This is a genomic window from Massilia aurea (assembly GCF_040790145.1).
Classification (GTDB): domain Bacteria; phylum Pseudomonadota; class Gammaproteobacteria; order Burkholderiales; family Burkholderiaceae_D; genus Telluria; species Telluria aurea_C.
Window position 1 is genome coordinate 21,512 of sequence record NZ_JBFMMP010000007.1, and the last position, 12,941, is coordinate 34,452.

A 12,941-nucleotide genomic window follows, 5' to 3' on the forward strand; every position below is an offset into this window, starting at 1 on the left:
CAGCATTAAATTCCAAACAATTCCCCCTCCCTCTTTAATTGCGCAATAAAATTGCCATACAAAAGACAGATGTGGGGAAGGTATGTCAAAGATTGAACTGGATAAAACAGATCGCAAAATCCTCGAGATTTTGCAGAACGATGGCCGCCTGTCGAACCAGGACGTGGCCGAGCGCGTGAACCTGTCGCCGTCGCCCTGCCTGCGCCGCATCAAGCGCCTGGAAGAGGCCGGCGTGATTCGCCAGTACGTGGCGCTGCTCGATTCCGACAAGATCGGCCTGGGCCTGCTGGCGTATGTGAACGTGCGGCTGGAAAAGCACAGCGAAGTGGCCAGCACCACGCGCCAGCCGGGCCTGCCGGCGACGTCACCGCGCAACGATTTCGCGGTGTCGGTGGGCAGCTGGCCGGAAGTGGTGGCCTGCTACGCGATGACGGGCGACATGGACTTTTTGCTGCGCGTGCACGTGGGCGACATGGACCACTTCTCGCGCTTCATGATGGGCACGCTGCTCAAGCATCCGGCGGTGCTCGATGTGAAGTCGAGCTTTGCGCTGCAGCGGATCAAGGAAACCACGGCAATGCCGCTCGTCTGATTCGGCAAGTGACTGCGGTGGTCGCTTTGTTTATTTCTTCGGGGTGAAAAACTTCACCGCCGCCCGCGTATTGGCCTTGAACGTGTAGTCGATCGCCGCGAACTGTTCTTCCAGCGCCTCGGCCATCACGCTGCCCGGGCTTGGCGGCGGCAGTTCAAGGTGGGCGTCGGCCTCGCCATAGTCGCGCGTCACGCGCATCCCCGCCTTTTTTGCGATATGCATCATCGTCTTGTTTGACGTCAGGCACTGCATGTACAGCGTGTCGACGTCCGAATTGCGGCAGTGGATCGCCGCGCGCTGGAACAGGCGCGTGCCCACCCCCTGCCCGCGCGCCGACTTCGATACCGACACGCCGAATTCGGCCACCTGCGCCTTGGCGGTACTGGTGCGCCCTTCGGTCGGCGCGAACGCCAGGTGCCCGACACCCACCAGCTGGAACACATTGTTGACCACACCAAACACGATGTCGCGCGCAAAATCGAGCTTGCCGACATAGGCCGCGATGCCGTCATCGGACATCATGCTGCCAAAGCGCAGCAGGCGGTCATCCTTGTCGAGCGCGAGCAGATGGCGCAGCACGCGGCGGCGGTCGCGCTCGTGCAATTCCTTGACCAGGACCGGCGCCTGGCCTTTCTTGCCGCGCAAGCCCTGTATCCAGCGGCGTAATGGATTGTCCAGCATCTTGACACCTTTTCGTGCACGGCAACCTGCCGATGTTATCCGATGCGGTCGGCTGGCGCCGTGTTTCTTTGCGCGCCGTCGGCGGGCAGTTCCTTTACTGGTTCACGCCGTGCCTGCTCCAGCGCCAGCCCGGCGCTGTCGTCCTCGTCGCGCCATTGCGACTGCGGGCTGACCACGAAGCGGCCCTTGCCGGCCTGCTTGGCTTCGTACATGGCTTTGTCGGCCTCGGCCAGCAACACCTCTTGCCCGCGCGTCGCGCCCATCTGGCCGCGCGCGCTGGCGATGCCGATGCTCGCCGAGATCTTCACCGGGTGGCCGTCGGCCTCGGTGATTGCTTCGATTTCCGCCAGCGCCAGCCGCGCCACGCGTAGCGCGCCGTCGCGCGAGGTCACGTCTTCGAGCAGGATCACGAATTCGTCGCCGCCCAGCCGCGCCAGCGCATCTTCGGCGCGCAGCTTGGCCTGGACCTTGCGCGCGACGTTCTTGAGCACCAGGTCGCCGGCGGCATGGCCCCATGTATCGTTGACGGCCTTGAAGCCGTCCAGGTCGATGAACATCAGCACCACCACGCTGTCGCGACGGTCGGCCCGGGCCAGTGCCCGTTCGAGCAGGCGCGTCAGCTGGCGGTAGTTGATCAGGCCGGTCAGGCTGTCGTGCTGGGCCAGGCGCTCGAGCTGGACCGACTGCGCCTGCAGCTCGGCGGTGCGCTCGGCCACACGCTGCTCGAGCGTTTCGTTGGCCGACTGCAGGCGGCGATTGACGACGCCGATGATGCGGTAGCTGCGGCGCAGGCGCACGCCGGCATACGCCAGCAGCACCAGCAGCAGGCCGGAATACGCCGCCAGGTAGCCGCGAAAACGCTGGCGCTCGAGCAGCACGGTGTCGAACGAGCGCTCGAACTCCTGCTCGAGGCGGTCGAGCACGACATCGGTGCCGACGGCGGCGATCTGCGCTTCGAGCAGGTTTTCCAGCGGCCGCTTCTCCAGGATCACGCGGCTGCTCTGGATCACGGCGTCCATCTTGTCGACCACGGCCGGCGAAAACGCGATCTGCTGGGCCGCGACATTGCCCAGGATTTCTTCGATGCGGGTGGCCAGTGCCGGTGACGGCGCGATGTTGTAGCGCAGGATGTCGCTGAGCAGCGCATTCAGGGTCGTGTCGAGCCGCACGACGATCCGGGCCGGCGCCAGCGCGCCTTCGATGCCCGAAATCTCGGTCTTGAGGTCGGCCACGGCCGGCGGCATGTGCAGCAGGGCCGCGCGCAGCCGTGGATTGTGCTGCGCGAACTCGGCCACCAGCATCTCCTTGTTGCGCAGCGCCACCCGCAGCTGGACGCAGGCATCGCTCGCGGCGCGGCTGCCGGTAAGGGGCGCGGCTTCTTCCAGCCGATCCATCAGGATCCGCATGCGCGGCAGTTGCGAACTCAGGTCGGGCCGGATGGCGGCGCGGCCGGTGTGGGCGCGCAGCAGATTGGCGTCCCATTCGGCGTCGAGCTTTTCGAATTCGCGCAGGTTGAGCAGCACGTTGCTGCGCACTTCAGGGTCGATGACCTCGGTGCGCGAATAGAGGAACACGAGCAGCGCGCTCATCAATACGACGGCCAGGCTCGCCAGCAACAGGCGGCGGCGCCGTACCCAGCTTCCTGCTCGGCGTCCCAGCATCGTGAACATCGTTTTTCTCCAACGCAACAATTAACATTATTGAAGAATAGCAAAACGACGGCCCGCACTATACAGAGGGTGTAACGACATGTAACTGTGTCGCCCCACAGGGCGCTTTCTCACACTTTATTACAAATGGCGGCCACCGCCTCCACGCGTGCGAGGTGGACGGCTTCGGCAATGCGGTCGCGCCGATCCGCGCAGCGCGCCGCCACGGCGCCGGCATCGACGCCGCGCGCTGCTGCCAGGGCTTCCTGCAGCAGCAGAGACGGGGCCTTTGGATCAACCGCATGGCAAGCGGTTGCCAGCAGCATCTGGGCGAAGCGTGCGGGTTTACGGAAGGCGTCGCTGCGCTCGAAGAGTGTGACGAGCGCTTTGGCATCGAGTTCCCCGGCGTGTGCCAGCACATCGTGCTCGCGTGCCGTCATGATGGTCAGGTCGCGGCATTCATTGGGCACTTTCAGGCGCCTGGAGACGGCCTCGACGGCTGTCGTGCCAAGGTCGCGCATCAGGGCGGCGAAGCGGATCTCGAGCGGGTGATCGTGCTGCGCGGCGGTGTCAATGACGCGCAGCGCAGGTTCATGGGTAGCGAGTTCGGGCAACAGGCGCGCCAGCGCGCCGCACTCGTCCAGCACGACCAGCATGCGCGATGGCTGGCGTTCCATCAGCCCGCGCGCCAGCTCTTGCCAGACGCGCTCGGGCACGAGGGCGTCGACCTCGCCCGCGTCGACCATCTGGCGCATCAGCACATTGGTTTCATCGGCCACGCGAAACTCGGGCAGGCGCGCGGCAAAGCGCGCCACGCGCAGGATGCGCACCGGGTCTTCGGCAAAGGCTTCCGACACATGGCGGAACAGGCGCAATTCGAGGTCGCGCCGGCCGCCCAGCGGATCGACGATCATGCCATCCTCGCCCTGTGCCATGGCGTTGATGGTCAGGTCGCGCCGCACCAGGTCTTGCTCGAGCGTGACGTCCGGCGCCGCATGGAACACGAAGCCGTGGTAGCCGGGCGCGGTCTTGCGCTCGGTGCGCGCGAGCGCGTATTCCTCGTGTGTCTTCGGATGCAGGAAGACCGGGAAATCCTTGCCCACGGCGCGAAAGCCGGCTTGCAGCATTTGTTCGGGGGTGGCGCCGACGACCACGTGGTCGTGGTCCTTCACCGGCAGCCCGAGCAGCGCATCGCGCACGGCGCCGCCGACAACATAACTACGCATGCATTACTCCGGCAGGTCGGCGTCGTGCAGCGGCGTCGGGTGGTTCTCGAGCATCGCTTCATTGACCCAGCGCGCCACGGCCGGCTGGGCCAGCACGCGCTCGCAATAGGCTTGCAGCGCGGGCGCGAGGGTCACGCCATAGGTCTGGAAACGCAGCACGATTGGCGCATAGAACGCGTCGGCAATCGAAAACGCGCCGAACAGGAACTGGTGATGGCCAAAGCGCGACAGGCAGTCTTCCCAGATTTCGCAGACGCGGCCGATGTCGGCCTGGGCGCCATGCGTGCGGCCACGGCCCGGCAGGCGCGCCTGGATATTCATGGGCATGGCGCTGCGCAGCTCGCCAAAGCCGGCATGCATCTCGGCCACGATCGAACGCGCCAGTGCGCGCGCCGCCACGTCTTGCGGCCACATGGGCTTGTCGGGAAATTGCTCGGCCAGGTATTCAATGATCGCCAGGCTGTCCCACACCGTCATTTCGCCGGCCAGCAGTACCGGCACGCGGCCTGCATGCGAGTAGCGCGCGATCTCGTTGGCGGTGTCGGGCTGGTCGAGCAAGACTTTGATTTCAGTGAACGGGATGCCGAACGCCATCGCCGCCACCCACGGCCGCATCGACCACGACGACAGGTTCTTGTTACCAATGATGAGCGTCAAGCCAGGGCTGCGGGTCTGGTCCAGGGTGTGCGTGAGGATCGGGTCGCGTTCGATGGTCTGCATGAGTTCGTTCAGGGTGCGTGGCGAAGGGCATCCCGGGCGGCGGTTGGGCGCCCGGCACGGCTGGGGTTTCAGCGTCAGCTTGCGGCCCAATGACGCGACTGTCAAGGTGGGCGGCCCCCGCCAGCGGGGGCCGCATGCTGGCTTACTTGCCTGTCAGTCGAGCACCGACGTGGCGGGCCGCGGCGTGATCGTGCCCAGGCGCGCCTTGAGCGATTGCGGCTTGCCCTCGAAGATTGACGCGTAGTTGGTGGCGTTGGCCATCACGTTGCGCACATAGCCGCGCGTTTCGGTGAACGGGATGGTTTCGACGAAAATCGCGCCTTCCATTGGCGCCTCGAGCCGGCCGCGCCAGGTGCGCGAGCGGCTCGGGCCGGCGTTGTAGGCAGCGGTGGCCAGCACTTGCGAGCCTTCAAAATTGTTCAGCACCATCGTCATGTAGTTGGCCCCGAGCGTGATATTCACGTGCAAGTCATTGAGCATGCTGGTGACAAAGTTGTTCAAGCCAATCTTGGCCGCCACCCACTTGCCGGTGGCGGGCATCACCTGCATCAGGCCCGATGCCCCCACGCCCGAGCGCGCATCGCGAATGAAGCGCGATTCTTGCCGGATCAGGCCATACACCCAGGCCTTGTCGAGACTGAGGCCCTGGGCGGTGGGCTTGAGTACCTCGAGGTGCGGCGCCGGGAAGCGCTGGTCGTAGCTCAGCTCGGTGCGCGTGCGCAGCGATGTTTCGACCATGCGGTCGAGCAGCTCGTTGCGCCGTGCCAGTTCGGCAGCGGCCAGCAGCTGACGTTCGGACAGGTTGCGCAAACCCCAGCTCCATTCGCGGTTGCCTTCCGCGCGCAGGCGCAAATCGTAGAACTTCAGCGCCCGTTGCAGACTCTGATTATTGGCGGCCTGGGCCAGCTCGGCGGCGGTGATCGGTGTGATCGGCGGTGGCGCGATCACCTGGTTGCCCAGCTCTTCCTGGGCCAGCTGGGTATAGAAGGTGGTCTGGGCGGCGATGCTTTGCCACAGCGTGCGCGCTTCGTCGGGCCGGCCATCGGCCTGGTGCGCGCGGCCAAGCCAATATACCCAGGTCGAGTCGGCGCGCAGGGCTGGCGGCATTGCCTCGATCGTGGCGCGCACGGTTTTCCAGTCGCCGCGGCGCAGCGCCATGCGCGTCTTCCATTGCATCTGGAAATCACTCAGGGGCGCGCCTTTCGCGCGTTCCCAGTAATCGTGCGCTTCGGGCGCCAGCGCGATCGATGCGGCCAGCGCCACATTGGCCCAGCCGATCGCGCGCTCTTCGTTCGTCAGTTGCGCGCTGTTTTTTTCCAGGCCGACCACGGCCAGCCGCAGCGTGGTACGCGCCATGCGGCCCACGGCGACCAGGTACAGCTCGCGCTCGGCGCGGGTCTTGCCGATGCCGCGCGCCATCGCCACGGCCGGCATGTCGACCGCCTGGGTGGCGCGGGTTTCCGGCAAGCCCAGCAACACTGCGGCGCGCCGCGCCGGGCCGGTGGCGTTGTCCAGGCCGGCCAGGCGCAGTTGCGTGAGCAGGTCGGCTTCGGTGAACTGGCCGTTGGCGACCAGTTGCGCAATCAGGGCGCCGCAGGCGTCGCCATAGCCGGCCGGGGTTTTGAGCAGCGTGCGCGCCGCGTCGGCCACGCGCTCGCCCCGCTCGGCTTTGGCCAGCAGCGCGTAGCAGCGGATCGGCAGGCTGCCCGACTGGGCCAATGCGCCGGCTTCGCGCTCGAACGTATTCCATTCGCGGCGCTTGCCCAGTTCCATCAGCCATTCGGCGCGCAACTGCTCGGCGGCCGCCGTGCCTTCATGGCGGCGCAGCACTTGCAGCACCTCGTCCTGGATGGCATCGCGCAGGCGAGGTTTCAGACGATAATAGTCAACGTAGGACGCCAGCAGATAATTGGTGACGGGCAGGCGCGATGCGATGGCGTTGGCCCGCGCATCGTCACTCTGGCGCGCTGCTTCGCGCAGCAACATGAAGTTGTCGTCGTCGGCGCGACTGGCCGCGCCCGCCACGCTGGGCGCACCTGCTGGAACGGGGGTTAGTGCTACCTCGGGCGCGGGTGCTTCCGGGTCTTCCTGGGCTGCTGCGCCTGGCACGAACGCCAGCTGCAGAACAAGGGCAATAGCAGCCGGCAAACCGCCGGCAGACAATTTCGATTGAAACATCTACCACTCTCACAATACGCTGCATTGAAACCATGACCGGCGAACCAAGAATACCACGCGCCTCCGTGCCGCCACCAGACGCAAGTGCTCTACAGCAACTGCATCAACATAAGGCGTTGTTGCGCAACACGCTCAAGGCGCGGCGGCGCGCCATCGCCCCGGCGGACAAAGCCGTGTGGGACGCGCGCATCGGGGCGCGGGTGCTGGCGTGGTGGAAGACCAATCCCCACGCATCGCTGGCCGTCTACTGGCCACTCGCGGGCGAGCCTGACCTGGGGCCAGCGTACGCGGAAATGGCGGCGGCAGGCGTACGGCTGGCGCTGCCTGTGGTCGTTGCGCGCCATGCGGCGCTGGAATTTGCCGAGTGGCTGCCGGGCGAGCCGACCGTCACTGACGCCATGGGCGTAGCGGTGCCGGCCGATCTACGGATGGTGGCGCGCCCGCCGGCGCTGCTGGTGCCGTGCCTGGGATTCAATGCGCTGGGGTATCGCGTGGGATATGGCGGCGGATTTTACGACCGTACGCTGGCGCCCGAGCCGCGCCCGAGCACGGTGGGGATCGCGTATGCGTGCCAAATGGTCGAGTTTGTTGGCGACGCGCACGATGTGGCGTTGGATCGGGTGATTACCGAGGCGTAATGCGGTGGGCGGGAATATCGAGCGTTATTTGAACGCGTCGGCGGCGTAGCCGCCGACGCGTTCAACCGCCGTATGCGCCGCCGTTCAACCCCTGAGCCGCTGCCAGATCGCCGTCGTCGGCGCCACCTGGTTCATGCTGTAGAAATGCAGCCCCGGCGCACCGCCGGCCAGCAATTTCTCGCACAAGCCCGTCACCACATCGAGCCCGAACGCCTTGATCGATGCGCTGTCATCGCCAAAACTGGCCAATTTGAGCCGCACCCAGCGCGGAATCTCGGCGCCGCACATGTCCGAGAACCGCATCAGCTGCATATAGTTCGTGATCGGCATGATGCCGGCCACGATCGGCACCGTCACGCCCAGCTTGCGCACATTGTCGACAAACGAGAAATACGCATCGGCATTGTAGAAATACTGGGTGATGGCGGCGTCGGCCCCGGCGCCCACCTTGCGCGCGAACGCTTGCAGGTCGTCCTGCGGCGAGCGTGCCTGCGGGTGCATTTCGGGGTAGGCCGCCACTTCGATGCGGAACCAGTCGCCGGTTTCCTGGCGAATGAATTCGACCAGGTCGCTGGCATAGCGCAATTCGCCGGCGCCGCCGTAACCGCTCGGCAAATCGCCGCGCAGCGCCACCACGCGGCGGATGCCGCTGTCCTGGTACTGCTTGAGGACGGCGCGGATCGACTCGCGCGTGGCGCCCACGCACGACAGGTGCGGCGCGGCTTCGTGGCCGGCCGCCTGGATTTCTTGCACCGTCTGCAGCGTACCCTGCTGGGTACTGCCGCCGGCGCCGAACGTCACCGAGAAATACCTGGGCTGCAACTCGGCCAGCGTGGCCCGCGTGATGCGCAGTTTCTCGGCGCCTTCCGGCGTCTTGGGCGGGAAGAACTCAATACTGAAATCAGGAGTTTCCATCTTTGTCGGAGAGAAGCAAGCTAGAGAGCGCCCACGAAATGATGCTGTACAAAATCGCTGCCAGGAAGGCTGACCAGAAACCGGCGACTTCGAACCCATCGACCATATTCGACACCAGCCAGAACAGCACGGCATTGATGACCAGGATGAACAGGCCCATCGACACGAGCGTCACGGGCAGCGTCAACAGCACCAGCACGGGACGGATCAGGGTATTGACCAGGCCCAGCACCAGCGCCGCGATCAGGGCGGTGCCGACGCTCGAGACTTCGACGGAATGCATCAGGTAAGGCAGGGCCATCAAGGCCGCGGCATTGATCAGCCAAGTGATTAACAGGCGCATCGGTACAGACTTTCGTGAACTTAGATAAACGAAACGCCCCGAAAGGCGTTTCACATTACAACGGGACAGCTACCGATCAGTAACGGTAGTGTTCCGGCTTGTACGGACCTTCCTGGCTCACCGTGATGTACTTGGCTTGCTCATCGGTCAGCGTGGTCAGTTGGGCGTTCAGCTTGCGCAGTTGCAGGCGCGCGACTTTTTCGTCCAGCTTCTTCGGCAGCGTGTACACGCCCACCGGATACTGCGCGGTGTTCATGAACAGTTCGATCTGGGCGATCGTCTGGTTCGCAAATGACGAGCTCATCACGTACGACGGGTGACCGGTGCCGCAACCGAGGTTCACCAAGCGGCCTTCGGCCAACAGGATGATGCGCTTGCCATCAGGGAAGATAACGTGATCGACCTGCGGCTTGATGTTGTCCCACTCATATTTCTTGAGCGCGGCGACTTCGATTTCGTTGTCGAAGTGACCGATATTGCAGACGATGGCCTGGTCTTTCATCTTGAGCATGTGCTGCTCGGTGATGACGTGGTAGTTGCCGGTGCAGGTGACAAAGATGTCGCCGTGTTCGCAGGCGTAGTCCATGGTCACGACGCGGTAGCCTTCCATCGCCGCCTGCAGTGCGCAGATCGGATCGATTTCGGTGACCCACACTTGCGCCGACAGCGCGCGCATGGCCTGGGCCGAGCCCTTGCCGACGTCACCGTAACCGGCGATGACGGCCACTTTGCCGGCGATCATGACGTCGGTGGCGCGCTTGATGCCGTCGACCAGCGATTCGCGGCAACCGTACAGGTTGTCGAACTTCGACTTGGTGACCGAGTCATTGACGTTGATGGCCGGGAAGGCCAGCTTGCCCTCTTGGTGCATCTGGTACAGGCGGTGCACGCCGGTCGTGGTTTCTTCGGTCACGCCCTTGATTTCTGGCAGGCGTTTCGAGTACCACTTCGGATCGCGTGCCAGTCGGCCCTTGATCGCGTTGAACAGGCAGATTTCTTCTTCCGAACCCGGCTTGTCGAGCACCGAGATGTCGGATTCCGCCCGCACGCCCAGGTGCAGCAGCAGGGTTGCATCGCCGCCATCGTCCAGGATCATGTTGGCGTGGTTGTCGCCTGGCCACTCGAAGATGCGGTGGGTGTATTCCCAGTATTCGTCCAGGGTTTCACCCTTGACGGCGAACACCGGCGTACCGACCGAGGCGATGGCCGCGGCAGCGTGGTCTTGCGTCGAGTAGATATTGCACGATGCCCAGCGCACGGTGGCGCCCAGTGCTTCCAGCGTGCGGATCAGCACGGCGGTCTGGATGGTCATGTGCAGCGAACCGGCAATGCGCGCGCCCTTGAGCGGTTGCGTGGCGGCGTATTCTTCTTGAATCGCCATCAGGCCCGGCATCTCGGTTTCGGCGATGCGGATTTCTTTTTCGCCCCAGGCGGCCAGGGAAATGTCGGCGACCAGATAGTCGGCGGTGTCTTTGAGTACGGCGTTCATCACGCCCTCCTTTCAATGATTAGAAAAAAGTAACGTGAGCGCAGTTGCTGATATCCGAGCCTGGCTGAAAGGATGCTTTCAGTCGCAACGCTCCTCGGAACGAAGTAGTTTAGCACGCTTGATCCACGATGGATACGCTTGCCTGAACGACCACGGGTACACTGGGCCGACCTGACGACGACAAATGGAAGCGGCATGCTGCGATTCGGTCCCTGGAGCACAACGCTTGGCCTGGCCGCCGCTTTCGGCGCGCTGGTCGCGCTACTGCTGTGGTGCGCGCGCGGCAACCGCAGCGCCCAGCGCCTGCTGGCGCTGCTGCTGATCGTCGCGGTGCTGCGCCTGATGCCGTACGTGCTGGGCTTTGCCGGCGCCTACGACCTTTGGCCGTGGCTGTCGTTCGCGCCGTTCGACCTGCGCCTGGCCATCGGACCGCTGCTCTACCTGTACCTGCTGCGGCTGGCCACGCCCGCGCTGCCCCCGCGCTGGGGCTGGCACCTGGCGCCGGCCGCGCTCGACCTGAACTATATGCTGTGGGCCTTTGCCCTGCCCCTCGCGCAGAAGCACGCCTGGGAAGCGCAGGTGCATGGCCCGTGGATCTCGCCGCTGCAGGATGTGGCAGGGGCACTGTCGCTGGGGCTGTATCTGGTGCTGGCGGCACGCTTGCGGCGGCGTTATCTCGACTGGCTGCACGAGCACGTCAGCGACCGCGATGCGCAGCGCCAGCCGTGGGTGGCCAGCGTGCTGCTTGCGCTGGGCCTGTGGCTACTGGTCTCAACCGGCTTCGACCTGTACAGCGCGCTCGTGGCGCCGCTCACCTATTACGACCGCTTTCCGCAATACCTGGCGTTTTCAAGCATCATCCTGTGGCTCGGGCTGGAAGGCTGGCGCCACGCGGGACGGGCCTTCCCACCGATGCGCCCGCTGACACCGGCAGCACCTGCCGGGCGCGACTGGCAAGCAACGGCAGACGCGTGGCATGCGCGCATCCGCGACGAAGGCTGGTGGCGCCAGCCGGGCCTGAGCCTGGCCGACGTGGCGCAACGGCTTGGCACCAACGAGAGTTATGTCTCGCGCGCTTTCAACGGGGGACTGGGGCGCAATTTCAATGGCGCGATCAATGCGTTGCGGGTCGATGCGGTGCAGGCAGGCATGCGCGACGATCCGACCGCAGAACTGCTGGCCCTTGGGCTGGACTGCGGCTTTTCATCGAAAGCGAGTTTCAATCGGGTGTTTCGGGAGCAGACCGGCATGAGTCCCAGCGCCTGGCGCGCGGCTCACATCACGAAACATGCCGCCCCGACGGCTTTTGAGGCGACGCCGGCGACGCGACAGGCTTGAATACGGGTCAGAGGCGCGGGATGGTCCTGCGCCGGAACCGGACCTCATCATGCCTTTCGTTTATGCAATCGTATTGCTCACCGCGCTGTTCCAAGTACCGGCCCCGGCCGCAGCCGCGCCGCCAGCACCCCTTGGCCAGGCGCTGGCGGGCCGCTGGGAAGGAACTTTGCAATACCGCGACTACACGACGGACAACGCCGTCACGCTGCCCACCAGCCTCGTTGCCGATACTGCGCTACGGCTGGCTTTTACCTACGACGATGGTCCGGGCAAGACGGTGCGTTCAAGCGAGCAGTGGACGTTCGACGGGACGACCTTGCAGATGGGCGCAGCCAGCGCGCCGCTGCAGGTCAGGGACTATCGCAGCAACGCGCGCGGCGACCTGGTGCTGATCGCATTCGGCAACGGCATCGAAAACGGCGTGGCGGTCGAGGTGCGCCAGGTCGTGCTGCGGCAAGGCGACACCTTGCAGATCAGCCGCGCGAGCCGCCTGCCACGGCAGGAATGGCTGCTGCGGCACGCCTACCGGCTCACGGTTCGCCGTTAGCGCCAAAGGTCCGGAACCCGGAACGTTCACCCAGGCGCTCGACATAATCGAGCACGGCCGGATAGTGCGGCCGCTCCATCGGCGTGAGCAGCCAGCGGTTGACGGACAGGCCGAGCCCCACATCGGCGAGCGAGAATTGCGCGCCAGTCACAAAGGCGCCGGTGGTGGCCAGCTGGCGCTCGAGGATGCCGATATGCCGGTGCCAGTTGCTCGTGCTGGCCGCGATCTGCTCGGGATCGCGGTGCGCCGGGCTACCCCGTACCAGCGCCATGAAGGCGTAGCGCCAGGCATTGTTCAGTTCGGTGGCCTGCCAGTCCATCCATTGCTCGACCAGCGCACGGGCGCGCGGCGTGGCCGGCAGCAGGTGCTGCTCGGTGCTGCCCGCGCACAGGTAGCGGCAGATTGCGTTCGATTCCCATAGCACGAAGTCGCCATCGACGATGACGGGCACCATCGCGTTCGGGTTCAGCGCAAGGAAACTCGCCTGCGATGGCGACTGGAAGCCCGCGCCCCAGTCTTCGCGCTCGAACGGAATGTCCAGTTCGCTGCACGTCCACAAGACTTTGCGCACATTGATCGAGGCGGCTTTTCCGAGAATTTTCAGCATGCGGTCTCCTGATAAAGA

The 12,941-nt window shown here is 64.9% G+C and carries 13 protein-coding genes and 1 riboswitch; of the genes, 4 read left to right on the top strand and 9 right to left on the bottom strand.

Features of this window, described 5'->3' with window-relative positions; genetic code table 11:
- The first annotated feature begins 82 nt into the window (after positions 1 to 82).
- The gene (locus AB2N08_RS12265; protein ID WP_183554481.1) at positions 83 to 592 is read left to right on the top strand and encodes an Lrp/AsnC family transcriptional regulator; all 510 of its coding nucleotides are present in this window, start codon (positions 83 to 85) and stop codon (positions 590 to 592) included.
- A 30-nt stretch (positions 593 to 622) separates the two neighbouring features.
- Here AB2N08_RS12265 and AB2N08_RS12270 read toward each other — a convergent pair whose 3' ends face one another.
- From AB2N08_RS12270 to AB2N08_RS12290, 5 genes are all read right to left on the bottom strand, one after another.
- Entirely contained in the window at positions 623 to 1,273 is a 651-nt protein-coding gene (locus AB2N08_RS12270) for a GNAT family N-acetyltransferase (RefSeq protein WP_367610931.1), read from the bottom strand.
- A 35-nt stretch (positions 1,274 to 1,308) separates the two neighbouring features.
- The gene (locus AB2N08_RS12275; RefSeq protein WP_367610932.1) at positions 1,309 to 2,943 is read right to left on the bottom strand and encodes a diguanylate cyclase; all 1,635 of its coding nucleotides are present in this window, start codon (positions 2,941 to 2,943) and stop codon (positions 1,309 to 1,311) included.
- Between the two features lie 110 nt (positions 2,944 to 3,053).
- A complete protein-coding gene (locus tag AB2N08_RS12280) occupies positions 3,054 to 4,148 on the bottom strand; it encodes a multifunctional CCA tRNA nucleotidyl transferase/2'3'-cyclic phosphodiesterase/2'nucleotidase/phosphatase (protein ID WP_367610933.1) in 1,095 nt (364 codons plus the stop codon).
- 3 nt (positions 4,149 to 4,151) lie between these two features.
- Positions 4,152 to 4,868, bottom strand: a complete 717-nt coding sequence (locus tag AB2N08_RS12285) for a glutathione S-transferase family protein (RefSeq protein WP_367610934.1) — start codon at positions 4,866 to 4,868, stop codon at positions 4,152 to 4,154.
- Positions 4,869 to 5,021: 153 nt separating this feature from the next.
- A complete protein-coding gene (locus AB2N08_RS12290) occupies positions 5,022 to 7,046 on the bottom strand; it encodes a lytic transglycosylase domain-containing protein (RefSeq protein ID WP_367610935.1) in 2,025 nt (674 codons plus the stop codon).
- Between the two features lie 32 nt (positions 7,047 to 7,078).
- Between AB2N08_RS12290 and AB2N08_RS12295 the strand changes: the two genes are divergently transcribed.
- On the top strand, positions 7,079 to 7,684 hold the full coding sequence (locus AB2N08_RS12295) for a 5-formyltetrahydrofolate cyclo-ligase (protein ID WP_367610936.1): 606 nt from the start codon (positions 7,079 to 7,081) through the stop codon (positions 7,682 to 7,684).
- An 84-nt stretch (positions 7,685 to 7,768) separates the two neighbouring features.
- Here AB2N08_RS12295 and metF read toward each other — a convergent pair whose 3' ends face one another.
- From metF to ahcY, 3 genes are all read right to left on the bottom strand, one after another.
- Positions 7,769 to 8,599: a methylenetetrahydrofolate reductase [NAD(P)H] gene (metF, locus tag AB2N08_RS12300; RefSeq protein ID WP_367610937.1), complete on the bottom strand. Its 831-nt coding sequence runs from the start codon at positions 8,597 to 8,599 to the stop codon at positions 7,769 to 7,771.
- The gene (locus tag AB2N08_RS12305) at positions 8,586 to 8,942 is read right to left on the bottom strand and encodes a phage holin family protein (protein WP_367610938.1); all 357 of its coding nucleotides are present in this window, start codon (positions 8,940 to 8,942) and stop codon (positions 8,586 to 8,588) included. Before AB2N08_RS12305 ends, metF begins: the two co-directional genes overlap by 14 nt.
- Before the next feature lie 76 nt (positions 8,943 to 9,018).
- Positions 9,019 to 10,431 (bottom strand): adenosylhomocysteinase, encoded by a 1,413-nt coding sequence (gene ahcY / locus AB2N08_RS12310; protein WP_367610939.1) that lies wholly within the window; start codon positions 10,429 to 10,431, stop codon positions 9,019 to 9,021.
- Positions 10,432 to 10,460: 29 nt separating this feature from the next.
- Positions 10,461 to 10,533, bottom strand: a riboswitch (S-adenosyl-L-homocysteine riboswitch).
- A 93-nt stretch (positions 10,534 to 10,626) separates the two neighbouring features.
- Here ahcY and AB2N08_RS12315 point away from each other — a divergent pair.
- Both AB2N08_RS12315 and AB2N08_RS12320 read left to right on the top strand, forming a co-directional pair.
- Positions 10,627 to 11,769 (top strand): helix-turn-helix domain-containing protein, encoded by a 1,143-nt coding sequence (locus AB2N08_RS12315; RefSeq protein ID WP_367610940.1) that lies wholly within the window; start codon positions 10,627 to 10,629, stop codon positions 11,767 to 11,769.
- 49 nt (positions 11,770 to 11,818) lie between these two features.
- A complete protein-coding gene (locus tag AB2N08_RS12320) occupies positions 11,819 to 12,316 on the top strand; it encodes a hypothetical protein (RefSeq protein ID WP_367610941.1) in 498 nt (165 codons plus the stop codon).
- Here AB2N08_RS12320 and AB2N08_RS12325 read toward each other — a convergent pair.
- Positions 12,300 to 12,923 carry a glutathione S-transferase family protein gene (locus tag AB2N08_RS12325; protein WP_367610942.1) on the bottom strand — a complete coding sequence of 208 codons (624 nt, stop codon included), beginning with the start codon at positions 12,921 to 12,923 and terminating at the stop codon, positions 12,300 to 12,302. The genes AB2N08_RS12320 and AB2N08_RS12325 overlap by 17 nt on opposite strands.
- Positions 12,924 to 12,941: the final 18 nt, after the last annotated feature.

Excerpts from the sequence above, each read along its gene's own strand:
- AB2N08_RS12265 (WP_183554481.1), top strand. The coding sequence starts at position 83 with ATGTCAAAGATTGAACTGGATAAAACAGATCGCAAAATCCTCGAGATT.
- AB2N08_RS12270 (WP_367610931.1), bottom strand. The coding sequence starts at position 1,273 with ATGCTGGACAATCCATTACGCCGCTGGATACAGGGCTTGCGCGGCAAG.
- AB2N08_RS12275 (WP_367610932.1), bottom strand. The coding sequence starts at position 2,943 with ATGTTCACGATGCTGGGACGCCGAGCAGGAAGCTGGGTACGGCGCCGC.
- AB2N08_RS12280 (WP_367610933.1), bottom strand. The coding sequence starts at position 4,148 with ATGCGTAGTTATGTTGTCGGCGGCGCCGTGCGCGATGCGCTGCTCGGG.
- AB2N08_RS12285 (WP_367610934.1), bottom strand. The coding sequence starts at position 4,868 with ATGCAGACCATCGAACGCGACCCGATCCTCACGCACACCCTGGACCAG.
- AB2N08_RS12290 (WP_367610935.1), bottom strand. The coding sequence starts at position 7,046 with ATGTTTCAATCGAAATTGTCTGCCGGCGGTTTGCCGGCTGCTATTGCC.
- AB2N08_RS12295 (WP_367610936.1), top strand. The coding sequence starts at position 7,079 with ATGACCGGCGAACCAAGAATACCACGCGCCTCCGTGCCGCCACCAGAC.
- metF (WP_367610937.1), bottom strand. The coding sequence starts at position 8,599 with ATGGAAACTCCTGATTTCAGTATTGAGTTCTTCCCGCCCAAGACGCCG.
- AB2N08_RS12305 (WP_367610938.1), bottom strand. The coding sequence starts at position 8,942 with ATGCGCCTGTTAATCACTTGGCTGATCAATGCCGCGGCCTTGATGGCC.
- ahcY (WP_367610939.1), bottom strand. The coding sequence starts at position 10,431 with ATGAACGCCGTACTCAAAGACACCGCCGACTATCTGGTCGCCGACATT.
- AB2N08_RS12315 (WP_367610940.1), top strand. The coding sequence starts at position 10,627 with ATGCTGCGATTCGGTCCCTGGAGCACAACGCTTGGCCTGGCCGCCGCT.
- AB2N08_RS12320 (WP_367610941.1), top strand. The coding sequence starts at position 11,819 with ATGCCTTTCGTTTATGCAATCGTATTGCTCACCGCGCTGTTCCAAGTA.
- AB2N08_RS12325 (WP_367610942.1), bottom strand. The coding sequence starts at position 12,923 with ATGCTGAAAATTCTCGGAAAAGCCGCCTCGATCAATGTGCGCAAAGTC.